Origin of the sequence: Pseudomonas fluorescens (assembly GCF_900215245.1) — a bacterium.
GTDB lineage: Bacteria > Pseudomonadota > Gammaproteobacteria > Pseudomonadales > Pseudomonadaceae > Aquipseudomonas > Aquipseudomonas fluorescens.
This window is the reverse complement of sequence record NZ_LT907842.1, coordinates 2596518-2622420: the sequence shown is the minus strand read 5'-3', so window position 1 is coordinate 2622420 and position 25903 is coordinate 2596518. Positions and strand designations below refer to the sequence as shown.

The window sequence follows — 25903 nt, the reverse complement described above, 5'->3', positions numbered from 1 at the left end:
ACGTCTGTATATGTATATACAAATAAACACACGACCGGGGTGCCTTGATCATGTCCGCTTTCTTTGCCGAACGCGCGCTGCTGCCTAATGGATGGGCCAACGATGTACGCTTTGAAGTCAGTGCCGATGGCCTGCTGACCCACGTTGAGCCCAACGCCAGTGCAGAGCGCGCCGAACGGCTTAGAGGCCCGGTATTGGCGGGTATGCCCAACCTGCATTCCCACGCATTCCAACGCGCCATGGCAGGTTTGGCCGAAGTGGCCGGCAACCCGAATGACAGCTTCTGGACCTGGCGCGACTTGATGTACCGCATGGTCGGCAAGATCAACCCGGAGCAACTCCAGGTCATCGCCCGCCAGCTGTACATCGAGATGCTCAAGGCCGGTTACACCTCGGTGGCGGAATTTCACTACGTGCATCACGACGTCAGCGGCCAGCCCTATGCCGACCGTGCTGAGCTGTCGCGGCAGATCAGCCAGGCGGCCGCCAGCAGTGGGATTGGCTTGACCTTGCTGCCCGTGCTCTACACCCACTCCGGGTTTGGTGGCCAGGCGCCGAATGAAGGTCAGCGGCGCTTTATCAACAGCACCGAAAACTATCTGGACCTGCAAGCACACCTCAAGCCGATGCTTGCCGCCCAACCGGCGCAGCAGTTGGGCCTGTGCTTCCACTCGTTGCGCGCCGTCACGCCGCAGCAAATCAATGACGTGCTGGCCGCCAGTGACAAGGCTTGCCCGGTGCACATCCACATCGCCGAGCAGCAAAAAGAAGTCGATGACTGCCTGGCCTGGAGTGGCAAGCGCCCGCTGCAATGGCTGTATGACAATGTTCAAGTCGATGAGCGCTGGTGCCTGGTGCATGCCACCCACGCGGATCCTGACGAAGTCACGCGCATGGCCAAGAGCCGTGCGATCGCCGGTCTGTGCCTGACCACCGAAGCCAACCTGGGCGACGGGATTTTCCCGGCCGTGGATTTCCTCGCTCAAGGCGGACGCCTGGGCATTGGTTCCGACAGCCATGTGTCACTTAGCGTGGTGGAAGAATTGCGCTGGCTGGAATACGGCCAGCGCCTGCGTGACCAGCGACGTAACCGCGTGTACCGCAGCGATCAGCCAATGGTCGGCCGCACACTGTTTGATGCTGCCGTGGACGGTGGCGCCCAGGCGCTGGGCCAGCCGATTGGTCGCTTGGAAGTGGGCAAACGCGCGGACTGGCTGGTGCTCGACGGCAACGACCCGTACCTGGCGACGGCGACGGAGGACGGGATTTTGAATCGTTGGCTGTTCGCCGGAGGTGATCGGCAAGTGCGCGATGTGCTGGTGAACGGGCAGTGGGTCGTACGGGACGGGCATCATGCCGGTGAAGAGGAAAGCAGCCGCGCCTTCACGCAGGTGCTGAGGGATATGCTGGGCTAACAAGCCATCCCAAACAAAGGTGGGAGCGGGCTTGCTCGCGAATGCGGTGTATCAGTCATTACATCTGTCGACTGACACTGCGTATTCGCGAGCAAGCCCGCTCCCACATGTTGATCGGCGAAGGCTCAGGTTTACTGCGAAGTCTTCGCCATCTGCTTGTCCGACGTACGCCAGATCAACCGCGTGGTGTCGTACCCTTGCTGCCGCGCCCTGCTGAGCAGGTCTTCGCGGGTGTCGGCGCTGACCGTCGGCGTGCGTGACAAGATCCACATGTAGCGCCGGCTTGGGCTGCCAACGATGGCGGTCTTGTAGTCATCACTGACGTACAGCACCCAGTAATCGCCCTTGGCGACGCCCGGCAACAGCGCCGTGAACCAGTTATTGAATTCCACCCAAAGCTTGTCGGTCTTGCCGGGCACTTGCGGCGTGGCCGTGCCCTTGGCTTCTTCCCACTTCCACTCAGGCGTCAGGCAGCGGTTGAACACCGACATGTCGCCATCCGGCAGCAGGCTGTAGCGCGCTTCGGACTGCGCACAGTTGCGCTGGAAGTACATCGGCAATCGGGCCAACTCGTACCAGGTGCCCTGGTAACGCTTGAGGTTGACGTTGCTCGCTGTCTTGGGTTGCAGATCATCGCCAGAATGGCTGGCGCAGCCCGCCAAAAACAGGCTGGCGCAAAGGAACAAAACAAAACGCATCATTCTTCTTCTCCCGCAGGCTCGCGCCCCGGTTTACTTCAGGCCTTGCCCGGAAAACATCAGAACTTTGTCACCGGCGTACTGCACGCTGATAAAGCTGTTTTTATCGCCCCACGTGCAACTGGACATACCCAGTGCGCCGGAACAATCGGTCGGCTTGCCCAGCAACGACTCAACCTCGGCCTTGGCCATGCCAGCCGACAGCTTCGCGTAATTTTCTTGATTGACCTTGCTGCACGCGGCTAAGAGCACGCAAAAAGCCAACAAAGCGAGACGGCGTAAAGACATGGAAAAGCTCCTGAAGAGACGAAGCAGCTGGGGTATCTGCCAGAAGCTTAGAAGGGAAAAGGGGTGTCTGGTTCCCGACGAGCGAAAACAAAAAAGCCCCGAAAACGCTGAAACGTTTCGGGGCTTTTTATTACCGCAAGGTTTTACTTCTTGTGGTAACCGGTCACACGCTCAACCTCTTCCTTCGAACCCAGGAACACCGCTACACGCTGGTGCAGGCCTTCAGGCTGGATGTCGAGGATGCGTTGGTGGCCGTCAGTGGACGCACCGCCCGCTTGCTCGACCAGGAACGACATCGGGTTGGCTTCGTACATCAAGCGCAGTTTGCCAGGCTTGGAGGGCTCACGGCTGTCACGTGGGTACATGAACAGGCCACCACGGGTCAGGATACGGTGCACGTCGGCCACCATCGCGGCGACCCAGCGCATGTTGAAGTTCTTCTTCAACGGGCCTTCTTCACCGGCCATCAACTCGCCGACATAGCGCGTAACCGGCTCTTCCCAGTGACGCTGGTTGGACATGTTGATCGCAAATTCCTGGGTGGAGGCAGGAATAGTGATGTCTTCGTGGGTCAGCACGAAGCTGCCCATTTCACGGTCCAGGGTAAAGCCTTTGACGCCGTCGCCCAGGGTCAGCACCAGCATGGTCTGTGGGCCGTAGATCGCATAGCCGGCAGCAACCTGCTCGGTGCCTGGCTGCAGGAAGGCCTTTTCGTTCAGGGCTTCGTTCTGGCTCAGGTATTCGTTCGGGCAACGCAGTACCGAGAAGATGGTGCCGACCGGCGCGTTGATGTCGATGTTGGACGAACCGTCCAGTGGGTCGAATACCAACAGGTACGCGCCTTTCGGGTACTTGCCCGGGATCTGGTAGGCATTGTCCATTTCTTCGGACGCCATGCCGGCCAGGTGACCGCCCCATTCGTTGGCTTCGAGCAGGATCTCGTTGGAGATGACGTCGAGCTTCTTCTGCACTTCGCCTTGGACGTTTTCAGTGCCCATGCTGCCCAGGACACCACCCAGTGCGCCTTTGGACACGGCGTGGCTGATTTCCTTGCAAGCACGCGCCACCACTTCGATAAGGAAGCGCAGATCGGCAGGCGTGTTGTTGCTGCGGGTCTGCTCGATCAAATAGCGACTCAGGGTAACGCGGGACATGTAAGGCTCCGGAGAATGGGGGGCTTATAAACCCGCGCAGTTTAACGCGAGTCGAGGCGTATTTCCTCTAATCAGAGGATTTAACTCCAATAGAGTTCACGGTTTGCCGGCTGGCGCGCGCAACAAACTGTAGGCCATCGCCCCCAGTGCCGCCACACCCAGCAGGAGCACGGCCCACAGGCCAAGTTTCTTCCAGTCGCCGCCCACTTCGGGCAACGGGGCCACGACGCTGGGTTTGACCACCACCGCTCCCGTGACCGTGGCCTGACCCAACGTCTTGAGGCGCTCGGCGCTGTAGTCAGGGATCAGGGTCGACAACGGCAGGTTCGCCGCCTTGACCGAGCCATTGCCTAACGCCAGGGTAAACGGTGGTTCGCCCCGCGCCAGAAACACCAATTGGGTGGCGCGCACGGCAAAACGCAGAGCCGGGGCTTCGATGCCCAGGCCACCGCCGCGCTCATCCACCTGCAATTTGAGCTCGGCCACGGCCTGACCAGGCAGCTGCAATTCGTCCTGCACCACGTCCTGGCCGTTCTGGGTCAGGCGGTACAACAAACCATTGCTCAGCGGCTGCCAGGCTTGATGGGCGTCGCGGCGCCCCGCCAAGGTGACCGGCGCCAACGTATTGGGCTGTTTCAACTCAACACGCACGCGCTCCACAGGCAGCCCCGTCGGCAGTTGCCAGGTGTATTCCCCGGCTTTGAGCCGCGCCCCCGACAGCGGTTGCGACCACACCAACGGCAGCGGCAAACGGCTGCTGGAGGCGCTGACCAGCTTGGCCGAGGTCAGTTGCGGCGCAGGTTGGCCCTGCCACACCAAACGCAGGTAACGCGCCGACTGCCCCGGCAGGCTGACGTCATGCTGCTCGACGCGCTCATCGGCAAACGACAGGCGCGCCACCTGCCCATCGCCCCACGACTGCCAGTGCTGCAAGTCATCGCTGGCTTCAATGCTGAAACGCTGGAAGCCATCCTGCTCGCGGTGCCAGTCCAGGCTCAGTTGCTGCAGCGGCGCCTTGATCGCGCTGGCATCCAGCACCCAGCCACGCAGCACTTGCTGACCTGCCTTGGACGGGAGCACTTCGAGCAGCGTGCCTTCGGCAGTGGACTTCATCAGCACGTTCGGCACGCTTTCGCGGGTGTCGGCGGCGTACAGTGGAAACCACTTCACGTCAGCCACATCGCGGCGTTCAGTACGCTGCGCTGATTGACGCGACAGGGCATAGGCTTGCGGCTCACCGGCGGCATTGAACACCCGCACATCACTAAGGTCAGCCTGACGCGCGCTCAATTGCACCGCCAATGGCAGCTCCAGGCGATACCAGGGGCCGTTGCCGTTGACGGCCAGCGGCACGTGTGTGGTGAAGTCGGCGGGCGCTTCCTGGGCCCACACCGACAACGTCGTACACACGCCCACCGCGATTACGCTCAACTTACCGATCAAGAGGATGCTCCTTCAGTTTCCAACACCGGTTCGGCGCGCTTGGGCGGCAGCGGCGCAAAGTAGCCCACCACCAGCAACAGCCCGCCCACGCCGATAAACGACACGATCCGCGCCAGCCCGCCACGGTTGCTCAGTTCGACAAAGAACAGCTTGGCGACCACTAGCGCAATCAGCGCCGCGCCGATCAGCCACACTTCGCGACGATGGCGCAGGTGGCCGCCGATCATCAGGCCGAGGGCGACCAAGGTCCACACAATCGACAGGCCGGCCTGCACCAACATCGACTCCAGCAGTGCATCCAGCTGGAAGGGCACGCCAGCCCAATGGTGGGCAGTACGCATCACCAATGCCGTAAAGAAGGCAAACAGCGAAATACCCGCCACACCTTGGGCGATCAGCTCAGTACGCGGCCCGCGTTGCGGCGCCACGCTGCGCGACCATAAATACACACCCAGCAGCGCAAACAGCAGGCCCAGGTCCAGCGGGTTGAGCAGCGGTACATACGGCAGCGGTTTGGCCGTACCGTCACTGAAGATAGTTGCCAGCCAGAACCAGCCGAGCATCAATACCGCCAGCGGCAGTGCTGCCAGCACGCGGTATTCACGCGGGTAGGCCGAGACTGGCCATGGCCAGCTGCGCGACGCAGCCGCCAGCACCAGATAAAGGCTCGGCAGAATCGCCCAACCCAACCAGCGCCAGGCGTTGTACTCGCTCGACAGCAACAGCAGGCCGTAACGCAGCTCCAGCGCCAACACGCCGATCAACATCCAGCAGCCGAGCACGTGAGCGATGCTCAACACGTTGCCCGGCACCCGCGCAGCCAAACGGCGCAGTGCGATGAAATGCACAACGAACACCGCCAACCAAGCCAGCCAGCCGTACTGCGCCGCCGGGTGGTAGTAGTCATGGGCAGACACCAGCAACACCACGCCCGCCGCCGGCATCAGCAAGGCGCACAGAATGCCCAGCGATGCCCAGCGCAAACGTTCGGCCAGCACTGCCCAGATCGCCACGCTCACCGCCGCGATGCTGAGCAAAAATGGCCCCTGCAGCTCCTGCGGGATAAACCGCAACACTTCACCGATCAGCGCCAGCGTCCACCAGGCCGCGCCCCACACCAGCAGCAGGTCGGACAGGCGTTGCAGCTTCAACACAGCAAACACCGGCGCATGCGGTTCACGCTGCAAGCGCCAGGCGCCCACCATCGCGGCCAGGCCCAGCACCATCGGCGTCCAGAACCCGCTGTGCGCCAAGGGGCGCAAGCCATCGCCGGTCAGCGGCCCAAGCAACTGCGGCGCCGCCAACAGGAACGAGCCGCCGCCGACCAATTGCAGCAGCAGCCCAAACACGAAGCTGACGCGCTGTTGCAGGTACAGGCTCAGCCAGATGATCAACAAGCCACTCGCCGCCCACACGCCGCTGGCACTTTCCCAAGGCAGTACGAACAGCACAGCAAGATTGATCAGCACCAAACCTGCGAGCAACACCACGGACAGGCCGCGCAGTAACCGCACGTCGCTGCGCACCATGTCATCGCGCGCCGCCAGCAGCATGCCGCCGACCAAGGCCAGGCCGATCAGCGAGGCCGTCAACAAGCCGGACCAACCCGCACTGAAGACCGCCGCCCCGTCGCCGCCTTGCAAGCGCAGCAGGAACAACGCCCCGCCAAGCAATTGCACGGCGAAGGCGCTGAACAGGAAGGTACGCGAGCCGATGCGCAGGCCGATAAACAGAGTGACCAGACCGGCGATTGCCCAACTGATGGCCGTGCCTTGGGTCAGTAACAGCAACGGCGCGAGCAGGTACAAAAAGCTCAGGCCCAGGCTCGCCAATACCGGCAAGCCTTTGCGCTCCCAATCGGCTGCCTGTTCAGTCGGCGCCTTGCGCAACTGAGCGAAGCTGAACAGCAATGCCGCGCCCAGTAGCAGCGCACCCAACGGCGCAGCGTCGAGCAAGGTCTGTGCGCCCACGCGCAGCTCGCTGAGGAACGCCAGCGCCGACCCCAGTTGCAACAACAGGCCAAAGGCCCGCGCCAAAGGCCGCTGCTGACGCAAGCCTAGCCAGAAGATCCCGGCGCCCTCCACCGCCCACGCGGCAGCCGTCCAGCGTGCATCGAGGCCCAGTGGAATCACCAGGCTGGCAAAGATCACACCCAGCGCCAGGCAGGTTTCCGCCAGCAACAAGGCGCGCCCACCCCTCAACAACCGGGCCAGGCCCATGTAGATAAGCCCCAAGCCCAACGCACTGAACGCCGCTGCAAACTCCAGGTGCTGCACCAGCGCGAACTGCAAGCCGAAGCCCACCAGCGGCGGACCGAACAGCATGCTGCCGTCGACATAATCGCCCTTGCCCGCCGACCAGCGCAGCAGTGCGTCACGGCCTTCAGGGGCGTCGCCCAGCGCCAGCAGTTTGCGCCGCGCAAACAGCAGCCCGATGGCCAGGTACATCAGGAAAAACAGGATCAGGAACGGCTCGGTGCTCCACAGCAGGTCCGGCGTGTAAGCGCGCATGCCCCAGGCGAAACCAATGCCGAAGGTACCGACAAACCCGATCAGGTTGAGCAAACGCCAGGCCTTGAACCAGGCGATGGCGAGGATGCCGGCGTTGAGCAGCGCGAAGTAGCTGAACAGCGCCACATGGTTACCGGCGCCGGTAGAGGTCAGGATCGGCGCGGCAAAACCACCCAACGCCGCCGCGCAGGCCAGGCCGAGGGCATCCTGGGTGATCGCCAGGATCGCCGAGAACACCGTGACCGCCACCAGCAGGCCGAGTGCCGCGCCGGGATCGATCAACGGGTGCAGGCGCATCGCCGCGAACACGGTCAGGTACAACACGGCAATGCCGGTGCCTTGCAGCATCAAGCCGTAATTGCTGTTACGCAGCCGCAACCACCAGCCCAGCCCGAGCAGGCCGATGGCGGCGGCGGCAACGCCGGCGTAGCGCAGCTCGATCGGCACCACTACGCCTTCGGTGGCGTAGCGCAGCAGGAAGGCCAGGCCGAGGAAGAGCAGCACCACGCCGACGCGCAGCACGGTGTTACCGCCAAACAGCCAATTGCGCGCGCCACTGATGGCCCGTTCGATCAGGTTGGGGCCTCGGGGAATGGCCGGCGCTTCAGGTTGCGGCGTTGGCGCTGCGGCCCAGACGTCATCCGGCAGTGGCTGGCTTGCCTCGGCCACCACGGCAACAGGCGCCAGCTCGGCGGGCAACTCCCAAACAAGTTCGGGCTTTGCAACGACAGGTGCAGGTTCAGGGAGGGGGGCTTCGACGATCACGCTGTTGGTCGGCGCGGGCACTTCCAGTTGCCGCAGGCGCTCACCGAGGGCTATCAATGCCTTCTGCGTGGTCTCTAACTGACGCGCTTGCTGGTCTGCCTGGGCGGACAACTTCGACAGGCGAATCGCCTGGCCAATACCCAGGCCCAAGAGCGCACCGAAGCCGGCATCGGTGAACGACTCATCGAGTGTCCAGCCGAGCACCAGGCCAATCAGCATGAAAATCCATTGCATGGTCGATATCCCTAAGCAGCCCGAGGCGGGCAAACCGGGGCCTAGTATATCGACGCGGGGCTAATGTGGGAGCGGGCTTGCTCGCGAAAGCGGGGTGCCAGTCGACATATTTGTTAACTGACCCTCCGCATTCGCGAGCAAGCCCGCTCCCACACTTTTTACTGCGGTGTTTAGTCGAGCGCTTTCCAGATCTCGGTGGCGTATTCGCGGATCGTCCGGTCCGACGAGAACCAGCCCATGCGCGCCGTATTGAGCACCGCCGAACGCCACCACGCCTTCGAGTCGTGCCAATGCGCTTCGACCCGCGCCTGGGCGTCCCAATAGGCATCGAAGTCGGCACACACCAGGAAGCGGTCGTAGTCGATCAGCCCGTCGATCAAGCCCACATAACGGCCCGGATCATCCGGCGAGAACACCCCGCCGCGGATCGCTTGCAACACATCGTTGAGGCGATGGGAGGCTGCCACATCCGGCCCGGCGTGGAATTCACCGGCGTGCTTGCGGGCTTCCACTTGTTCGGCGCTGAGGCCGAAGATAAACATATGCTCGGCGCCCACCCGCTCATGCATCTCGACGTTGGCGCCGTCCATGGTGCCGATGGTCAGCGCGCCATTGAGGCCGAACTTCATGTTACTGGTGCCCGACGCTTCAAAGCCGGCGGTGGAAATCTGCTCCGACAAGTCCGCCGCCGGAATGATGCTTTCCGCCAGGCTGACGTTGTAGTTGGGCAGGAACACCACCTTGAGCAAACCGCGCACGGTGGGGTCGTTGTTCACGGTGCGCGCGATGTCGTTGGTCAGCTTGATGATCAACTTGGCCTGGTGATAACTCGCGGCGGCCTTGCCCGCGAAGATTTTCACCCGTGGCACCCAATCGGTGCCCGGCTCGGCGCGGATTGCCTGGTACAAGGCCACGGTGTGCAGCAGGTTCAACAGTTGGCGCTTGTACTCGTGGATGCGCTTGACCTGCACATCGAACATCGCCGCCGGGTTCACCGAAATGCCCAGGCGCTCGTGGATGATCTCGGCCAGTGCACGCTTGCTGTGCAGGCGCTGTTCGGCGAAGGCTTTGCGGAACACCTGCTTCTCGGCGAAGGTTTCCAGCTCCGTCAGGCGGGTTTCCATGGTGTCGAGGATGTCCGGGCCCAGGGCTTCCACGAGCATCTCGGTGAGCTTGGGGTTGGCCTGGTACAACCAGCGGCGGAAGGTGATGCCGTTGGTTTTGTTGTTGATGCGCTCCGGGTACAGCTTGTGCAGTTCGGAGAACACCGTGCTGCGCATCAGCTGGGTGTGCAAACCGGACACACCGTTGACGCTGTGGGAGCCGAGGAATGCCAGGTTACCCATGCGCACGCGGCGGCCGTTGTCTTCTTCGATCAGCGACACCGCGCGCAACACGTCGAAATCGTGGATGCCCTTGGCCCGCAGCGAATCAATGTGCTGGGCGTTGATAAGGTAGATGATCTGCATGTGCCGCGGCAGCATGCGTTCCATCAGGCCTACCGGCCAGGTTTCCAACGCCTCGGGCAACAAGGTGTGGTTGGTGTAGGAAAGCGTTTCAACCGTCACGTCCCACGCGGCTTCCCACGGAATGTCGTGCAGGTCTACCAGTTGGCGCATCAACTCGGCCACGGCGATGGACGGGTGGGTGTCATTGAGCTGGATGGCAGCGTGCTCACCCAGGCTGAGCACCGAGCCGTGCATGTTTTTGTGGCGGCGCAACAAGTCTTGCAGCGAAGCGGAGACGAAGAAGTATTCCTGGCGCAGGCGCAGTTCCTGCCCTGCTTCGGTGCTGTCGGCAGGGTAAAGCACGCGCGAGATGCTTTCGGCGCGGGCCACTTCGGCGACGGCGCCCAAGTGGTCACCGGCATTGAAGCGTTCCAGGTGCAGGTCTTCCACAGCCCGTGCACGCCACAGACGCAGGGTGTTCACACTGGCGCCGCGCCAGCCCACTACCGGGGTGTCATAAGCAACGGCGCGCACGGTTTCGTTGGGCGTCCACACCTGGATCAGCTTGCCGGAGGCATCCGGCAGGGTTTCGACGCTGCCGCCAAAGCCGATCGGGTAAATCACTTCGGCCCGCTCAAACTCCCACGGGTTGCCGAAGTCCAGCCAGCGCTCGGTCTGTTCCTGCTGCCAGCCATCCACAATCGCCTGGCGGAACAAGCCGTGCTCATAGCGAATGCCGTAACCGTGGCCAGCAATGCCCAAGGTCGACATGCTTTCCATAAAGCAGGCCGCCAAGCGGCCAAGGCCGCCGTTGCCGAGCGCCGCGTCGGGCTCCAGCAGGCGGATGCGTTCCAGGTCGACGCCCAGTTCGGACAGGGCTTCGCGCGCAATCTCCAGCACGCCGAGGTTGCTCAGGCTGTCGTAAAGCAAGCGGCCGATGAGGAATTCCAGCGAGAGGTAATAAACCCGCTTCTGGCCTTTGCGGTAAATACGGCGCGTATGGTTCATCCAGTGGTCGACCATCTGGTCGCGGGCGGCCAGGGCAATGGCTTCAAACCAGTCGTGGTCGAAGGCGTGGTCGGGGTCTTTACCCACCGCGTAAGTGAGTTTGGTCAAGACAGCATCGCGGAATGCGGCTACCTCTGCTTCTCGTGCAAGCGGTTCCTGAGACATCGGTGCGACCTCGGGCGAGATTGAAGGAGTTGCTAGAGCCTAGTCGGTCTGACAGACGGTGAACGTGCTGGTTCGGCAGTTTTTTAACTCATTCACCTTTGCGGGAAAATGATGCAGGGGTCGTGCCCGATCGGGGTTTGAGCAGCCTTCTGGCTGAAAGCCGCAAAATACTGTTCAAAAAATCATCAATCCCGGTATTATCGCGCGCCCAGATAGCGCCCCACCTTGGAACCCTGATGAAGCCTCAACTGATCGCCGCCGCGGAACTCGACCGTCTCGAGACTTGGCAGAAATATTCCGCCCACATGTGCGGTGGCTGTGTGTCCAGCTGCTGCACGCTGCCGGTTGAGGTGAAGATCAAGGACCTGATCCGCATTGGCATCGTCGATGAGTTCGAGCGCGGTGACCCGCCGAAGAACATCGCCAAGCGCTTGCAGAAAGAAGGCATCGTCGAGCGCTACAACTCCAAATCGGAGATTTTTACCCTGCAGCGCATGAGCAACAACGATTGCCTGTACCTGGATCGTAAGACGCGCTTCTGCACTATTTATGACAAGCGCCCGGATACCTGCCGCAACCACCCGAAAATCGGCCCGCGCCCGGGGTATTGTGCGTACAAGCCGAAGGAAGTGGTGCGCGAGACCAATTTCCGGACTCTCGACAAGTTCTGATGATCATGATGATCGTTCCCACGCTCCGCGTGGGAATGCAGCCCTGGACGCTCTGCGTCCGCCCTTAAAAGCGGGACGCGGAGCGTCCCAAGCGGCATTCCCACGCAGAGCGTGGGAACGATCAGGCATAAAAAAACGCCCCCGGCCTTTCGACCGGGGGCGTTTTTCATTCAGCCTGAGTTAACTCAGTTCTTGGCTTTCTTGGCAGCGCGGGTACGCTCGCCTTCGTCCAGGATCTTCTTACGCAGGCGGATCGACTTAGGTGTCACTTCGCACAGCTCGTCGTCCTGGATGAATTCCAGAGCCTGTTCCAGGGTGAAGCGAACAGGTGGAACCAGAGCGATGGTTTCGTCTTTACCCGAAGCACGCATGTTGTCGAGCTTCTTGCCTTTGGTTGGGTTGACGCCCATGTCGTTGTCACGGCTGTTCAGACCAACGATCTGACCGTTGTAGATCTCTTGACCGTGTTCAACGAACAGCTTGCCACGCGCCTGCAGCGTTTCCAGGGAGTAGGTCAGTGCCTTACCGGTTTCTACCGATACCAGAACACCGTTCTGACGGCCGGACATGTCGCCGGACTTCATGGTGTCGTAGCGATCGAAGATCGAGGTCAGGATGCCAGCACCGTTGGTCAGGGTCAGGAACTGGTTACGGAAACCGATCAGACCACGAGCAGGGATGTTGTATTCCAGACGCACACGGCCTTTGCCATCCGGCACCATGTTGGTCAGGTCGCCTTTACGCAGGCCCATCTCTTCCATGACCTTGCCCTGGGATTCTTCCGGGGTGTCGATGGTCACGTTTTCGAACGGTTCCTGCTTCACGCCGTCAACAGTACGGATGATCACTTCTGGACGACCAACGCCCATTTCGAAGCCTTCGCGACGCATGGTTTCGATCAGTACCGAGAGGTGCAGCTCACCACGGCCGGAAACCTTGAACTTGTCAGCCGAGTCGCCTTCTTCAACGCGCAGTGCAACGTTGTACAGCAGCTCTTTGTCCAGACGTTCCTTGATGTTACGGGAAGTCACGAACTTGCCTTCTTTACCGCAGAAAGGCGAGTCGTTTACCTGGAAGGTCATGGAAACGGTTGGCTCGTCAACGGTCAGAGGCTTCATCGCCTCGACAGTGTCCGGCTGGCACAGGGTGTCGGAGATGAACAGCGAGTCCATGCCGCTGACGCAAACGATATCGCCGGCGAAAGCTTCTTCAACGTCAATACGGTGCAGACCGTGGTGACCCATCAGCTTCAGGATACGACCGTTACGCTTCTTGCCATCAGCACCGATAGCCACAACCGGGGTGTTCGGCTTGACGCTACCACGAGCGATACGGCCAACGCCGATAACACCCAGGAAGCTGTTGTAGTCCAGTGCGGAGATTTGCATCTGGAACGCGCCTTCACGGTCAACCTTCGGCGGTGGAACGTGGTCAACGATTGCTTGGTACAGCGGGGTCATGTCTTCCGCCATGGCGGTGTGTTCCAGACCGGCAATACCGTTCAGGGCAGACGCGTAGATCACTTGGAAATCAAGTTGCTCTTCGGTAGCACCCAGGTTGTCGAACAGGTCGAAAATCTGGTCCAGAACCCAGTCCGGACGTGCGCCTGGACGGTCAACCTTGTTGATGCACACGATCGGACGCAGGCCGGCTTCGAAAGCCTTCTTGGTCACGAAACGGGTTTGCGGCATAGGGCCGTCTTGAGCGTCAACCAGCAGCAGAACGGAGTCAACCATCGACATTACGCGTTCTACTTCGCCGCCGAAGTCGGCGTGGCCCGGGGTATCCACGATGTTGATGTGGTAGCCGTTCCAGTTGATAGCGGTGTTTTTAGCCAGGATGGTAATACCGCGCTCTTTTTCCTGGTCGTTGGAGTCCATCACGCGCTCGTCGTTGAGCTCGTTGCGCTCCAGGGTGCCGGATTGACGCAAGAGTTTGTCTACCAGGGTGGTTTTACCATGGTCAACGTGAGCAATGATGGCGATGTTACGTAGATTTTCGATCACTTGTGTATCTCGATCAGAGGATTCGGTGTGCTGACAGGTCGTGGCAGCGATTAACAGTAGAGTCAGGCCTTGCCGTTACAGCTTGACGGCAGAGTCGGGGGGCCGGTGACGCAGGCCACAGGCAAACAGCCCCGGGCTCTTAGCTCGGTCGATAAACGCGCACATTGGCATGCCCCTCACTGAGCAAATGGTGGGCATGCAGGCGACTCATCACGCCTTTGTCGCAATACAGCAGGTACTGACGGCTGTTATCCAGTTCCTTGAAACGCGCGTTCAATGCGTAGAACGGCAGCGTTTGCACGTCGACGCCAGCGATTTCCAGCGGCTCATCTTCGGCGGCATCCGGGTGACGGATGTCGACGACAATCTGGCCGGCCAGGGCTTCACTGACTTCTTCGATTTGCACGTCTTGGCCCAATTCGTCGATTACGCGATCGATCGGCACCATTTTAGCGTTCTTGAGCGCACGCTCCAGAATCGCCATGTCGAACTGTTGTTCTTCGTACTCCACGCGGTTGCGCTTGGCGTGGGTCTTGGGGTTCACCGAAATGACCCCGCAATATTCAGGCATGTGCTTGGCGAAATCCGCCGTGCCGATTTCTTCGGCTAGGTCGATGATATCCTGCTTGTGACTGGCGATCAGCGGGCGCAGCACCAGCTTCTCGGTCACGCAGTCGATCAGCGACAGGTTCGGCAGCGTCTGGCTGGAGACCTGGGAGATCGCTTCACCGGTCACCAACGCGTCGATCTGCAACTGATCGGCGATTCGGGACGCAGCGCGCAACATCATACGCTTCAATACTACGCCCATATGACTGTTATCGACTTTGCCGAGAATTTCACCCAGCACTTCCTCGAACGGCACGCTTACAAATAGCACGCGTTGGGAGCTGCCGTACTTCTTCCAGATAAAGTGCGCGACTTCCATCACGCCCAATTCATGTGCACGCCCGCCCAGATTAAAGAAGCAGAAGTGGCTCATCAGGCCGCGGCGCATGATCTGGTAGGCCGCCACCGTGGAATCGAAACCGCCGGACATCAGCACCAGGGTCTGTTCCAGGGCACCCAGCGGGTAGCCGCCGATGCTGTTGTGCTGGCTGTGAATCACAAACAACCGTTGGTCGCGAATTTCCATGCGCACTTCAATTTGCGGCGCTTTCAGGGAAATTCCGGCGGCGCCGCACTCGCGACGCAGCTTGCTGCCGACGTATTTCTCGACGTCCATGGAGCTGAAGGTGTGCTTGCCGGCGCGCTTGCAGCGCACCGAAAAAATCTTGCCTTCAAGCTCATTGCCAAAGTGCAGTTTGCACTTCTCGGTGATGTCGTCGAAGTCGCCCAGCGGGTACTCATCCACCTGCAGGAAATGCGCGATGCCCGGCATGCAGCTCAGGCGCTCGGTCATGTCCTTCAAGGCTTTGGCATCGGTGATACGGGTTTCCAGCTCGAGGTTGTCCCACACGCCATTCACCACCACAGCCGGGTCCAGGTCACGGAGCACGGCACGGATGTTCTTGGCCAATTGACGGATGAAACGCATCCGTACCGGTCGGCTTTTGATGGTGATCTCGGGGAACACTTTAACGATTAATTTCATGGAAACAGCGCGCGCCGGGCCTGCTGAAAAAGGGGGGCGCGGATTATAGCGGAAATCGCTCAAGGTTTAACCAGTTAATATGCATTACACACGACGCGCACCAAAACGGGTCATTTACGTCAATTAACGCTACATTGCAGTGCGTGATTTATTCCGTTTCGGCGGATTGCACCGTTATAGGGGCCATTTTGAGGCAAAAAGGCCATGTTGGCGCACTGGCATGCAATTTGCTCTCTTGTGAGGCAGGTTGCCTTGGTCGAGTATTCGCGCCGGCATCACCCACATTCTAAGGGCTAACTCCACTATCCAGCCCGAAGCCACCCGGAGGACACCATGTCGAAGTCGGTTCAACTCATCAAAGATCATGACGTTAAATGGATTGATCTGCGCTTCACGGACACTAAAGGTACTCAGCACCACGTGACCATGCCGGCTCGCGACGCGCTGGATGATGCTTTCTTCGAAGAAGGCAAAATGTTCGACGGTTCCTCCATTGCCGGCTGGAAAGGCATCGAAGCTTCCGACATGATCCTGATGCCGGACGACAGCACTGCCGTTCTCGACCCGTTCACCGAAGACCCAACCCTGATCATCGTCTGCGACGTGATCGAGCCTTCGACCATGCAAGGCTACGACCGCGACCCACGTGCGATCGCCAAGCGCGCCGAGGAATACCTGAAGTCGACCGGTATCGGCGACACCGTATTCGTAGGCCCGGAGCCAGAATTCTTCATCTTTGATTCGGTCAAGTTCAAGTCCGACATCTCCGGCTCCATGTTCAAAATCTTCTCCGAACAAGGTTCGTGGATGTCCGACCAGGACATCGAAGGCGGCAACAAAGGCCACCGTCCAGGTATCAAAGGTGGCTACTTCCCAGTTCCGCCGTTCGACCACGACCACGAAATCCGTACCTCCATGTGCAACGCCATGGAAGAAATGGGCCTGGTCATCGAAGTTCACCACCACGAAGTGGCGACTGCCGGCCAGAACGAAATCGGTGTGAAGTTCAACACCCTGGTGGCCAAGGCTGACGAAGTTCAGACCCTGAAGTACTGCGTACACAACGTGGCTGATGCCTACGGCCGTACCGCTACCTTCATGCCTAAGCCACTGTACGGCGATAACGGTTCGGGTATGCACGTTCACCTGTCCATCGCTAAAGAAGGCAAAAACACCTTCGCTGGCGAAGGTTATGCCGGCCTGTCCGACACTGCCCTGTACTTCATCGGCGGTATCATCAAGCACGGTAAGGCCCTGAACGGCTTCACCAACCCGTCGACCAACTCCTACAAGCGTCTGGTGCCAGGTTTCGAAGCACCGGTAATGCTGGCCTACTCGGCGCGTAACCGTTCCGCTTCGATCCGTATTCCTTACGTGTCCAGCCCACGCGCTCGCCGTATCGAAGCACGCTTCCCGGACCCGGCAGCCAACCCATACCTGGCCTTCGCTGCCCTGGTCATGGCTGGCCTGGACGGTATCCAGAACAAGATCCACCCTGGCGACGCCGCCGACAAAAACTTGTACGACCTGCCGCCTGAAGAGGCCAAAGAGATCCCACAAGTGTGCGGCAGCCTGAAAGAAGCCCTGGAAGAGCTGGACAAGGGCCGTGCGTTCCTGACCAAAGGCGGCGTATTCAGCGACGACTTCATCGATGCCTACATCGAGCTGAAAAGCGAAGAGGAAATCAAAGTACGCACCTTCGTACACCCACTGGAATACGAGCTGTACTACAGCTGCTGATCCGGTAGCGCTGCTTAACGTGGCGTAACGAAAAGACCTCCTTCGGGAGGTCTTTTTTTGCCTGGCGTTTAACGAGCCGGGGCGTGGCGGTCGAGCAGTTTGCCAACCATCAAGGTGCCGAGAGCACTGAGCTGATGAATCGCCAGGACGGTATCGCGGTGTTTGCCTTCCAGCGCCTCGGACAAATCAAGCAACAAGGTGCTGACTGAGGTAAAGGCTTCGAAGCTGTTGACCAGCAGGGATTCGTCGTCGCTGCCAGAGTCGATGGTGAAGACGCTCGGAGGCGGATTTGGGGTTGGTTTGAACATTTTCTACATTCCTCTAATGAGGCCGCCTTCGCTTCGCTACTAAACGAAAGGGTGGCGGCTGTGCGCAGGTTAGTAGACCGGTGAATGTAGAAGCCCGGCGCATCCGAGGATGCCCTGCGCACAGCCACCATCAAGCACAGATTTGGGAAACCTGATTGATGGAGATGCACGACCTACAATTCGAATCCAGGCTACTAAACCTGGTCGCTGATGAGCAGCGACCGAGCAACCTTAGAGACGACAAGCCAGCCGTACAAGCCGGCGGATTCTGGCGCACCTGTAGGCAAGCACGCAAGCTAAGGTAGCCTCTGGCTGACACTGCCAGAAATCTGCAAACCCAATCAAAATGTGGGAGCGGGCTTGCTCGCGAAGGCGGTGTATCAGTTAATGCATCGGGTGACTGACACACCGCCTTCGCGAGCAAGCCCGCTCCCACAAGGAGATCTACGTTGAAACATAAACTTGCATTCGCCCTGTTGTTCGCCTGCGCCACAGCCAGCGCCGCGCCGCCCACCCTGGAGCCTCTGCTCAACAGCATCGCCGAACGCCTGGAGATTGCCGACCAGGTAGCCCTGAGCAAATGGGACAGCCACAAGCCCGTAGAGGACAAGAAGCGCGAACAGGAAGTGATCGCCAGCGTGGTCGCCCAGGCGCCCACTTACAAACTCGACCCCGCCGCCGCCGAGCAATTTTTCTCGGCACAGATTGAAGCCAATAAGCTGGTGCAATACACCCATCTGTCCGACTGGCAGTTCCAGGGCAACGCGCCCGACGACCCGCGCCCAGACCTGGTCAAGCAAATTCGCCCGCAACTGGACCAACTGCAAAAACGCCTGCTGCAGCAACTGGCCGACTTCACCCCGCAGCGCACCGACCCACAGTGCCCGCAATGGCTGGCCACCGCGGTGCATGAGCCGCAGAATGATCCGCTGCGCCAACTGGCAATGATCCGCGCCACCGCCGAGCTGTGCATCTACAAAGGTTGAGGCCTGAAACCCAATCAAAATTGTGGGAGCGGGCTTGCTCGCGAAGGCGGTGTGTCAGTCACCTGATGCATTAACTGAAACACCGCCTTCGCGAGCAAGCCCGCTCCCACATTTGGACTCGGTGCATTCAGTTGCGCCTTCCAAGCCTTCCTGAACAACCTTCACAAAACTGCACTATATTGGTGCGATAGCTTGCACGCTTCCCACCTGCCCAGCCCATTTTGGTTCGATTCTTCCCGAACAAGCTGGCAGAACGCCACAGTTTCGCGCCTTAAACCCCTATTTCAGGGCTTTAACGCTTCTTTTCGGAGCCTTGGTTTGGTTTTTGCATTTTCCTTGTATCAGCGTGTGCCTCAAGCCCGCGCCTTGCTCCAAAAGAGGTCCTGATGACCATCAGCGATGCACTGCACCGTTTGTTACTCGACAACCTGACCACCGCGACCATCCTGCTCAATGACGACCTGCGTCTTGAGTACATGAACCCGGCGGCGGAGATGCTCCTGGCCATCAGCGGCCAGCGCAGCCATGGGCAGTTCATCAGCGAATTGTTCACCGAGTCGGCCGAAGCCTTGAGCTCGTTGCGCCAGGCGGTGGAACAGGCACACCCGTTCACCAAGCGTGAAGCGATGCTCACTGCCCTCACTGGCCAGACGCTGACCGTCGACTACGCCGTGACCCCAATCCTGAGCAACGGCGCAACGTTGCTGTTGCTCGAAGTGCACCCCCGCGACCGCTTGCTGCGCATCACCAAAGAAGAAGCGCAGCTGTCCAAGCAGGAAACCAGCAAGATGCTGGTGCGCGGCCTGGCCCATGAAATCAAGAACCCGCTGGGCGGGATTCGCGGCGCGGCGCAACTGCTCGCCCGCGAACTGCCCGACGAGCACCTCAAGGACTACACCAACGTCATCATCGAGGAAGCCGACCGCCTGCGTAACCTGGTGGACCGCATGCTCGGCTCGAACAAGTTGCCCTCCTTGGCCATGACCAACGTGCATGAGGTGCTGGAGCGCGTCTGCCAGTTGGTGGAAGCCGAAAGCCAAGGCTGCATCACGCTGGTGCGCGACTACGACCCGAGCATTCCCGATGTATTGATCGACCGCGAACAAATGATTCAGGCGGTGCTTAATATCGTGCGCAACGCCATGCAGGCCATCAGCAGCCAGAACGAGCTGCGCCTGGGCCGCATCAGCCTGCGCACCCGCGCCCTGCGCCAGTTCACCATCGGCCATGTGCGCCATCGCCTGGTGACCAAAGTCGAGATCATCGACAACGGCCCGGGCATTCCTGCGGACCTGCAGGAAACCATCTTCTTTCCCATGGTCAGCGGCCGCCCGGACGGTACCGGGCTGGGCCTGGCCATTACCCAGAACATCATCAGCCAGCACCAGGGTCTGATCGAATGTGAGAGCCATCCTGGCCACACCACGTTCTCGATCTTTCTGCCTCTGGAACAAGGAGCCCCATCGACATGAGCCGTAGTGAAACCGTCTGGATCGTCGATGACGACCGTTCTATCCGCTGGGTCCTCGAGAAAGCCTTGCAACAGGAAGGCATGACCACCCAGAGCTTTGACAGCGCCGACGGGGTGATGAGCCGCCTGGCTCGTCAGCAGCCGGATGTGATCATCTCCGACATCCGCATGCCCGGCGCCAGTGGCCTGGACTTGCTGGCGCGGATCCGCGAGCAGCACCCGCGCCTGCCAGTGATCATCATGACCGCGCACTCGGACCTGGACAGCGCTGTCGCGTCCTATCAGGGCGGCGCCTTTGAGTACCTGCCCAAGCCATTCGACGTGGACGAGGCGGTGGCGCTGGTCAAGCGCGCCAACCAGCACGCCCAGGAACAACAAAGCCAGGAAGCCCCACCCGCGCTGACCCGCACCCCGGAAATCATCGGCGAAGCGCCGGCGATGCAGGAAGTGTTTCGCGCCATCGGGCGCTTGAGCCACTCCAACATCACCGTGTTGATCAATGGCGAGTCGGGTACCGGTAAAGAGCTTGTCGCTCATGCGCTGCACCGTCACAGCCCACGGGCGGCCTCGCCGTTTATCGCGCTGAACATGGCGGCGATTCCCAAGGACTTGATGGAGTCCGAGCTGTTCGGCCATGAGAAAGGCGCGTTCACCGGCGCCGCCAACCTGCGGCGTGGCCGCTTTGAACAGGCGGACGGCGGCACACTGTTCCTCGATGAAATCGGCGACATGCCGGCCGACACCCAAACCCGCTTGCTGCGCGTATTGGCCGACGGCGAGTTCTACCGCGTTGGCGGGCACACGCCGGTCAAGGTCGACGTGCGCATCATCGCCGCGACGCACCAGAACCTCGAAACCCTGGTGCACGCGGGCAAGTTCCGCGAAGACTTGTTCCACCGTCTGAACGTGATCCGTATCCACATCCCACGCATGTCGGACCGCCGCGAAGACATCCCGACCCTCGCCCGCCACTTCCTCAGCCGCGCCGCCCAGGAGCTGGCCGTCGAGCCGAAGCTGCTGAAAAGCGAGACCGAGGAATACCTGAAGAACCTGCCGTGGCCGGGCAACGTGCGCCAGCTGGAAAACACCTGCCGCTGGATCACCGTGATGGCATCCGGGCGTGAGGTGCATATCAGCGACCTGCCGCCGGAGCTGTTGAGCCTGCCGCAGGACTCCGCGCCGGTCACCAACTGGGAGCAAGCGCTGCGCCAGTGGGCCGACCAGGCCCTGGCTCGTGGGCAATCGAACCTGCTGGACAGCGCCGTACCGGCCTTCGAGCGCATCATGATCGAAACCGCCTTGAAGCATACCGCCGGCCGCCGCCGCGACGCCGCCGTGCTGCTCGGCTGGGGCCGCAACACCTTGACGCGCAAGATCAAGGAGTTGGGGATGAAGGTCGATGGCGGGGATGATGACGAGGGTGATGAGGCTTAACACCTCTTCCTGATCCACTGAAGATCCCCTGTGGGAGCGGGCTTGCTCGCGAAGGCGGTGTGTCAGTCAGCAGATGCATTGACTGACACACCGCCTTCGCGAGCAAGCCCGCTCCCACATTTGGTTCTCCACAAGGTTTGGGATCGTGCACCGCTTCAATGCACCATGAACTAGCATCGCGCACGTCCAGCCAGCCTGAAACACCCGCCGAATCAACAAAAAATCAAATCGCAAAAACAGCAAAGCCCCGTATTCCGGGGCTTTGCGCATTCTGGCAATTTTTTTTGGCACACATTGCAAACTCTGGCACGCGCCCTGCAATAACCCTGACATAACCCAGTTTCGGGGACCTTGGTACAGGCAGGCCGAGAATCCCCTCTTTACACCCGGGGTGCTTGATGCGAACCGCGTCGTGCCCCACACCCGTTTCGGGAACCTCGGTACAGGCAGGCCGGGGATTCCCTCTTTAATACCGAAGCCTTGTAAGGCTTCACCCCGTTTTGGGAGCCCTGGTACAGGCAGGCCGGGAACTCCCTTCTTTACACCCGGGGCTTATGCGGCACAGCGCCCATAGCCCCAGCCCGTTTTGGGAACCTTGGTACAGGCAGGCCGGGAATTCCCTCTTTTATTGCTCTCGGAGATGGATCTCCAACCGCCAGCGGCCATCGGCCTTCTCGCCTTTCCACTCCCCGTGCAATGGCCGAGCCGCCACCAGGTTCAGCAGCAAGCCGCCATCCGTTTTGCGGATGCGCCAATTCACATCGTTGTCATTGACCTTGAGCTGCCCACTGGCGGCCTTGCCTTGCGCGTCGAACAACAGCGCCACGGTGCCATCGATATGTTCGCCGTGCAGCTTGGGCTCACTGTTGAACCACACCACCACATTGTCCGCAGCGGTCTCGACCTGCTGCAGCTCAACCGGGTCCGGGGTGGTCAAGCGGCCGATCATCAGGCCGATCATCAAACCGACAATCGCCAATGAGCCCATGACCTTGGGCAATAGCTTCGGTCTTGGGTCGTCTTCAGGGGTAGAATGCAGCGCATCTTTGCCTTCGGAGCCGTGCATGTTTCACGTCATCCTTTTTCAACCAGAAATTCCGCCGAATACCGGCAACGTTATCAGGCTGTGCGCCAACAGTGGCTGCCACCTGCATTTGATCGAGCCGCTGGGCTTCGACATGGACGACAAGCGCCTGCGCCGCGCCGGGCTGGACTACCACGAGTACGCCACCCTCAAGCGCCACGCCGATTTGGCCAGCTGCCTGGAAAGCCTTGGCCACCCACGGCTGTTCGCGTTCACCACCAAGGGCTCGCGGCCGTTTCATGATGCCCGCTTTGCCGAAGGCGACGCCTTCCTGTTCGGCCCGGAAAGCCGTGGCCTGCCGGCCGAGGTGCTCGATGCCCTGCCCGACGGCCATCGCCTGCGCCTGCCAATGCGCGAGGGTTGCCGCAGCTTGAACCTGTCCAACACCGTGGCCGTTGCCGTCTACGAAGGCTGGCGCCAGCTCGGCTTTAAATAACACCGCATAACAAATGTGGGAGCGGGCTTGCTCGCGAAAGCGGAGTGTCAGTCAACGAAGATATCGACTGAAGTACCGCATTCGCGAGCAAGCCCGCTCCCACATTTGATCGGTGTCGTTGCTCAGAACAGCTTATTGAACAGTCGACGAACCTTCTGTTTGCATGCGCTGCAGCTCTTGAGCGTACAGGGCATCGAAGTTCACCGGAGCCAGCATCAGCGCCGGGAACGAGCCACGGGTGACCAGGCTGTCCAGGGTCTCACGGGCATACGGGAACAGGATGTTCGGGCAGAACGCACCCAGGGTGTGGCTCATGGACGCTTCGTCCAGGCCCTGGATCAGGAAGATACCAGCCTGTTGCACTTCAGCGATGAAAGCGACTTCTTCGCCGTTCTTGACGGTGACCGACAGGGTCAGCACGACTTCGTGGAAGTCACCTTCCAGTGCCTTTTGACGGGTGTTCAGGTCCAGCGCAACGCTTGGCGTCCATTCCTGACGGAAGATAGCCGGGCTTTTCGGCGCTTCGAACGACAGGTCACGCACGTAGATCCGCTGCAGCGAGAATTGTGGGCCTTGGGCTTCTGCTGCTTCGGTGTTCTGTTGGTCAGTCATCGCAGATCCTTCTTGATCTTGGGGTCTTTTAGGGTTTTGGCGTCAGACGAGCAGCAGCGCATCGAGTTTACCGGCGCGCTCCAGAGCGAACAGGTCATCGCAACCACCGACATGCTTGTCGCCGATCCAGATCTGCGGCACGGACGTGCGTCCCGCTTTCTTGGTCATCTCGGCGCGCACCTGGGGCTTGCCGTCGACCTTGATCTCTTCGAAGGCAACGCCTTTTTTCTCAAGCAAGGCCTTGGCCCGCATGCAGTAAGGGCAATAATCGCTGGAATAAACGACGACCTGGCTCATATCACTTCACCAGCGGCAGGTTATCGGCCTTCCAGCTGCCAATACCGCCGGACAGTTTGGCGGCGGTGAAACCGGTCTTGAGCATCTCGCGGGCGTGGGTGCCGGCGTGCTGGCCTTGGGCGTCGACCAGGATGATGGTCTTGGCTTTGTATTTTTCCAGCTCGGCCAGGCGTGCGATCAGCTTGTCCTGCGGAATGTTCAGTGCGCCGACGATATGCCCGGCAGCGAAATCCTTGGCCGGGCGAATATCCACGACAACGGCCTCATCCTTGTTGACCAGCGCGGTCAGCTCCGACGTGCTCAGGCTGCGGCCACCGCGGCTCATTTCATGAGCGATCAGCAGCGCCAGCAGGATGACGAAGGCACCCGCGAGCAGGTAGTGGGCAGTGGCAAATGCAATCAGGTGATCAACCATCAAGGAGGTTCCAGGGCGTTAAAATGGCGGTAAGTATACACAGCCGTCAGGGGCGGCCAACCCCCGTAAAGCGGTGACGTGGTCGGAACTTCGCTTTAGACTGCCACTCACTTTTAGAATGCCTTCCTTTATTACCGCCGCGAGAGGATCTATGACTACCACGCCTAAACCTTTGGTCCTGATAATTCTCGATGGCTTCGGACACAGTGAAAGCCACCACGACAACGCCGTGTACTCGGCCAACAAGCCGGTACTCGACCGCCTGACTGCCACCGTACCCAACGGCCTGATCTCCGGTTCCGGTATGGACGTGGGTCTGCCGGACGGCCAGATGGGCAACTCGGAAGTCGGCCACATGAACCTCGGCGCCGGACGAGTGGTATACCAAGACTTCACACGCGTGACCAAATCGATCCGCGACGGCGAGTTCTTCGAGAACCCGACGATCTGCGCGGCGGTGGATAAAGCAGTCGCCGCCGGCAAGGCCGTGCACTTCATGGGCTTGCTGTCCGACGGCGGCGTTCACAGCCACCAGGACCACCTGGTCGCGATGGCCGAACTGGCCTTCAAGCGCGGCGCCGACAAGATCTACCTGCACGCCTTCCTCGATGGCCGCGACACCCCGCCTAAAAGCGCGCAATCGTCCATCGAACTGCTCGACGCCACCTTCGCTGCGCTCGGCAAAGGCCGTATCGCCAGCCTGGTCGGCCGTTACTTCGCCATGGACCGCGACAACCGTTGGGACCGCGTCTCCCAGGCTTACAACCTGATCGTCGACGGCCAGGCCGAATTCAACGCCGCCACCGCCCAGGAAGGCCTGGAAGCCGCCTACGCGCGTGGCGAGAGCGATGAGTTCGTCAAAGCCACCACCGTCGGCGAGCCGGTCAAAGTTGAAGACGGCGATGCCGTGGTGTTCATGAACTTCCGCGCCGACCGTGCCCGCGAACTGAGCCACGTGTTTGTCGATGCCGGCTTCAAAGACTTCGAGCGCGCCCGCCAGCCGAAGGTCGAGTTCGTCATGCTCACCCAATACGCCGCCAACATCCCGGCCCCGGCAGCTTTTGCCCCGGGTAGCCTGGAAAACGTGCTGGGCGATTACCTGGCGAAAAACGGCAAGACCCAGCTGCGCATCGCCGAAACCGAGAAATACGCCCACGTGACGTTCTTCTTCTCCGGCGGCCGTGAAGAACCGTTCCCGGGTGAAGAGCGCATCCTGATTCCATCGCCAAAAGTCGCCACCTACGACCTGCAGCCGGAAATGAGCGCGCCGGAAGTCACCGACAAGATCGTCGATGCCATCGAACACCAGCGTTACGACGTGATCGTGGTCAACTACGCCAACGGCGACATGGTCGGCCACAGTGGCAACCTGCAAGCAGCTGTAAAAGCCGTGGAATGCCTGGACCTGTGCGTCGGCCGTATCGTCGACGCCCTGGAGAAAGTCGGCGGCGAGGCGCTGATCACCGCCGACCACGGCAACTGCGAGCAGATGTCCGACGAATCCACCGGCCAGGCCCACACCGCTCACACCACCGAGCCGGTGCCGTTCATCTATGTCGGCAAGCGCGACCTGAAAGTGCGTGAAGGCGGCGTGCTGGCGGACGTGGCGCCGACCATGCTGAAGCTGATGGGGCTGGAGAAGCCGAAAGAGATGACCGGCACCTCAATCCTGGTCTGACACACCGCAAAACCTTGTGGGAGGGGGCTTGCTCCCGAAAGCG

The 25903-nt window shown here is 60.5% G+C and carries 21 protein-coding genes; 8 read left to right on the top strand and 13 right to left on the bottom strand.

Annotated features, from left to right (window positions below):
* The first annotated feature begins 50 nt into the window (after positions 1–50).
* A complete protein-coding gene (locus CPH89_RS12170) occupies positions 51–1415 on the top strand; it encodes a formimidoylglutamate deiminase (protein ID WP_053253911.1) in 1365 nt (454 codons plus the stop codon).
* Positions 1416–1546: 131 nt separating this feature from the next.
* Here CPH89_RS12170 and CPH89_RS12165 read toward each other — a convergent pair whose 3' ends face one another.
* The 6 genes from CPH89_RS12165 to CPH89_RS12140 form a co-directional block, all read right to left on the bottom strand.
* A complete protein-coding gene (locus CPH89_RS12165; protein ID WP_053253910.1) occupies positions 1547–2116 on the bottom strand; it encodes a lipocalin family protein in 570 nt (189 codons plus the stop codon).
* Between the two features lie 30 nt (positions 2117–2146).
* Positions 2147–2401 carry a hypothetical protein gene (locus tag CPH89_RS12160; protein ID WP_017849914.1) on the bottom strand — a complete coding sequence of 85 codons (255 nt, stop codon included), beginning with the start codon at positions 2399–2401 and terminating at the stop codon, positions 2147–2149.
* Positions 2402–2544: 143 nt separating this feature from the next.
* Positions 2545–3555, bottom strand: coding sequence for a class 1 fructose-bisphosphatase (locus CPH89_RS12155; RefSeq protein WP_053253909.1), 1011 nt, complete (start codon positions 3553–3555; stop codon positions 2545–2547).
* A 96-nt stretch (positions 3556–3651) separates the two neighbouring features.
* The gene (locus tag CPH89_RS12150) at positions 3652–4995 is read right to left on the bottom strand and encodes a DUF3999 domain-containing protein (protein ID WP_053254188.1); all 1344 of its coding nucleotides are present in this window, start codon (positions 4993–4995) and stop codon (positions 3652–3654) included.
* Positions 4995–8507 (bottom strand): DUF2339 domain-containing protein, encoded by a 3513-nt coding sequence (locus CPH89_RS12145; RefSeq protein WP_053253908.1) that lies wholly within the window; start codon positions 8505–8507, stop codon positions 4995–4997. Before CPH89_RS12145 ends, CPH89_RS12150 begins: the two co-directional genes overlap by 1 nt.
* Before the next feature lie 170 nt (positions 8508–8677).
* Positions 8678–11128 carry a glycogen/starch/alpha-glucan phosphorylase gene (locus CPH89_RS12140; protein WP_053253907.1) on the bottom strand — a complete coding sequence of 817 codons (2451 nt, stop codon included), beginning with the start codon at positions 11126–11128 and terminating at the stop codon, positions 8678–8680.
* 236 nt (positions 11129–11364) lie between these two features.
* Here CPH89_RS12140 and CPH89_RS12135 point away from each other — a divergent pair, with 236 nt between their 5' ends.
* Positions 11365–11799, top strand: coding sequence for a YkgJ family cysteine cluster protein (locus tag CPH89_RS12135; protein ID WP_053253906.1), 435 nt, complete (start codon positions 11365–11367; stop codon positions 11797–11799).
* A gap of 185 nt (positions 11800–11984) precedes the next feature.
* On the opposite strand, the gene typA is transcribed toward CPH89_RS12135, so the two are convergent.
* Both typA and thiI read right to left on the bottom strand, forming a co-directional pair.
* A complete protein-coding gene (gene typA, locus CPH89_RS12130) occupies positions 11985–13805 on the bottom strand; it encodes a translational GTPase TypA (protein ID WP_053253905.1) in 1821 nt (606 codons plus the stop codon).
* A gap of 139 nt (positions 13806–13944) precedes the next feature.
* Positions 13945–15399, bottom strand: coding sequence for a tRNA uracil 4-sulfurtransferase ThiI (gene thiI / locus CPH89_RS12125; protein ID WP_053253904.1), 1455 nt, complete (start codon positions 15397–15399; stop codon positions 13945–13947).
* Positions 15400–15732: 333 nt separating this feature from the next.
* Between thiI and glnA the strand changes: the two genes are divergently transcribed.
* On the top strand, positions 15733–17139 hold the full coding sequence (gene glnA, locus CPH89_RS12115) for a glutamate--ammonia ligase (protein ID WP_034117297.1): 1407 nt from the start codon (positions 15733–15735) through the stop codon (positions 17137–17139).
* Positions 17140–17207: 68 nt separating this feature from the next.
* Here glnA and CPH89_RS12110 read toward each other — a convergent pair whose 3' ends face one another.
* Complete coding sequence (locus CPH89_RS12110) at positions 17208–17447, bottom strand: DUF6124 family protein (protein WP_053253903.1); 240 nt, start codon at positions 17445–17447, stop codon at positions 17208–17210.
* A gap of 449 nt (positions 17448–17896) precedes the next feature.
* Between CPH89_RS12110 and CPH89_RS12105 the strand changes: the two genes are divergently transcribed.
* The 3 genes from CPH89_RS12105 to ntrC all read left to right on the top strand — a co-directional run bounded on the left by CPH89_RS12105 (position 17897) and on the right by ntrC (position 21338).
* Complete coding sequence (locus tag CPH89_RS12105; protein ID WP_053253902.1) at positions 17897–18433, top strand: chorismate mutase; 537 nt, start codon at positions 17897–17899, stop codon at positions 18431–18433.
* A gap of 386 nt (positions 18434–18819) precedes the next feature.
* A complete protein-coding gene (gene glnL, locus CPH89_RS12100) occupies positions 18820–19905 on the top strand; it encodes a nitrogen regulation protein NR(II) (protein WP_053253901.1) in 1086 nt (361 codons plus the stop codon).
* Positions 19902–21338, top strand: coding sequence for a nitrogen regulation protein NR(I) (ntrC, locus tag CPH89_RS12095; RefSeq protein ID WP_017138632.1), 1437 nt, complete (start codon positions 19902–19904; stop codon positions 21336–21338). Before glnL ends, ntrC begins: the two co-directional genes overlap by 4 nt.
* A gap of 625 nt (positions 21339–21963) precedes the next feature.
* Here ntrC and CPH89_RS12085 read toward each other — a convergent pair.
* Complete coding sequence (locus CPH89_RS12085; protein WP_053253896.1) at positions 21964–22404, bottom strand: hypothetical protein; 441 nt, start codon at positions 22402–22404, stop codon at positions 21964–21966.
* Between CPH89_RS12085 and CPH89_RS12080 the strand changes: the two genes are divergently transcribed.
* Positions 22403–22858: a tRNA (cytidine(34)-2'-O)-methyltransferase gene (locus CPH89_RS12080; RefSeq protein WP_053253895.1), complete on the top strand. Its 456-nt coding sequence runs from the start codon at positions 22403–22405 to the stop codon at positions 22856–22858. The genes CPH89_RS12085 and CPH89_RS12080 overlap by 2 nt on opposite strands.
* A 132-nt stretch (positions 22859–22990) precedes the next feature.
* On the opposite strand, the gene secB is transcribed toward CPH89_RS12080, so the two are convergent.
* From secB to CPH89_RS12065, 3 genes are read right to left on the bottom strand one after another with little or no spacing between them, the layout of a single operon-like run.
* Entirely contained in the window at positions 22991–23470 is a 480-nt protein-coding gene (gene secB / locus CPH89_RS12075; protein ID WP_053253894.1) for a protein-export chaperone SecB, read from the bottom strand.
* Positions 23471–23512: 42 nt separating this feature from the next.
* Positions 23513–23767, bottom strand: a complete 255-nt coding sequence (gene grxC / locus CPH89_RS12070) for a glutaredoxin 3 (RefSeq protein ID WP_053253893.1) — start codon at positions 23765–23767, stop codon at positions 23513–23515.
* A 1-nt stretch (position 23768) separates the two neighbouring features.
* Positions 23769–24182: a rhodanese-like domain-containing protein gene (locus CPH89_RS12065; protein ID WP_053253892.1), complete on the bottom strand. Its 414-nt coding sequence runs from the start codon at positions 24180–24182 to the stop codon at positions 23769–23771.
* Between the two features lie 151 nt (positions 24183–24333).
* Here CPH89_RS12065 and gpmI point away from each other — a divergent pair, with 151 nt between their 5' ends.
* Complete coding sequence (gpmI, locus tag CPH89_RS12060; RefSeq protein ID WP_053253891.1) at positions 24334–25860, top strand: 2,3-bisphosphoglycerate-independent phosphoglycerate mutase; 1527 nt, start codon at positions 24334–24336, stop codon at positions 25858–25860.
* Positions 25861–25903 lie beyond the last annotated feature (43 nt).

Excerpts from the sequence above, each read along its gene's own strand:
- CPH89_RS12170 (WP_053253911.1), top strand. The coding sequence starts at position 51 with ATGTCCGCTTTCTTTGCCGAACGCGCGCTGCTGCCTAATGGATGGGCC.
- CPH89_RS12165 (WP_053253910.1), bottom strand. The coding sequence starts at position 2,116 with ATGATGCGTTTTGTTTTGTTCCTTTGCGCCAGCCTGTTTTTGGCGGGC.
- CPH89_RS12160 (WP_017849914.1), bottom strand. The coding sequence starts at position 2,401 with ATGTCTTTACGCCGTCTCGCTTTGTTGGCTTTTTGCGTGCTCTTAGCC.
- CPH89_RS12155 (WP_053253909.1), bottom strand. The coding sequence starts at position 3,555 with ATGTCCCGCGTTACCCTGAGTCGCTATTTGATCGAGCAGACCCGCAGC.
- CPH89_RS12145 (WP_053253908.1), bottom strand. The coding sequence starts at position 8,507 with ATGCAATGGATTTTCATGCTGATTGGCCTGGTGCTCGGCTGGACACTC.
- CPH89_RS12140 (WP_053253907.1), bottom strand. The coding sequence starts at position 11,128 with ATGTCTCAGGAACCGCTTGCACGAGAAGCAGAGGTAGCCGCATTCCGC.
- CPH89_RS12135 (WP_053253906.1), top strand. The coding sequence starts at position 11,365 with ATGAAGCCTCAACTGATCGCCGCCGCGGAACTCGACCGTCTCGAGACT.
- thiI (WP_053253904.1), bottom strand. The coding sequence starts at position 15,399 with ATGAAATTAATCGTTAAAGTGTTCCCCGAGATCACCATCAAAAGCCGA.
- glnA (WP_034117297.1), top strand. The coding sequence starts at position 15,733 with ATGTCGAAGTCGGTTCAACTCATCAAAGATCATGACGTTAAATGGATT.
- CPH89_RS12110 (WP_053253903.1), bottom strand. The coding sequence starts at position 17,447 with ATGTTCAAACCAACCCCAAATCCGCCTCCGAGCGTCTTCACCATCGAC.
- glnL (WP_053253901.1), top strand. The coding sequence starts at position 18,820 with ATGACCATCAGCGATGCACTGCACCGTTTGTTACTCGACAACCTGACC.
- ntrC (WP_017138632.1), top strand. The coding sequence starts at position 19,902 with ATGAGCCGTAGTGAAACCGTCTGGATCGTCGATGACGACCGTTCTATC.
- CPH89_RS12080 (WP_053253895.1), top strand. The coding sequence starts at position 22,403 with ATGTTTCACGTCATCCTTTTTCAACCAGAAATTCCGCCGAATACCGGC.
- CPH89_RS12085 (WP_053253896.1), bottom strand. The coding sequence starts at position 22,404 with ATGCACGGCTCCGAAGGCAAAGATGCGCTGCATTCTACCCCTGAAGAC.
- secB (WP_053253894.1), bottom strand. The coding sequence starts at position 23,470 with ATGACTGACCAACAGAACACCGAAGCAGCAGAAGCCCAAGGCCCACAA.
- grxC (WP_053253893.1), bottom strand. The coding sequence starts at position 23,767 with ATGAGCCAGGTCGTCGTTTATTCCAGCGATTATTGCCCTTACTGCATG.
- CPH89_RS12065 (WP_053253892.1), bottom strand. The coding sequence starts at position 24,182 with ATGGTTGATCACCTGATTGCATTTGCCACTGCCCACTACCTGCTCGCG.
- gpmI (WP_053253891.1), top strand. The coding sequence starts at position 24,334 with ATGACTACCACGCCTAAACCTTTGGTCCTGATAATTCTCGATGGCTTC.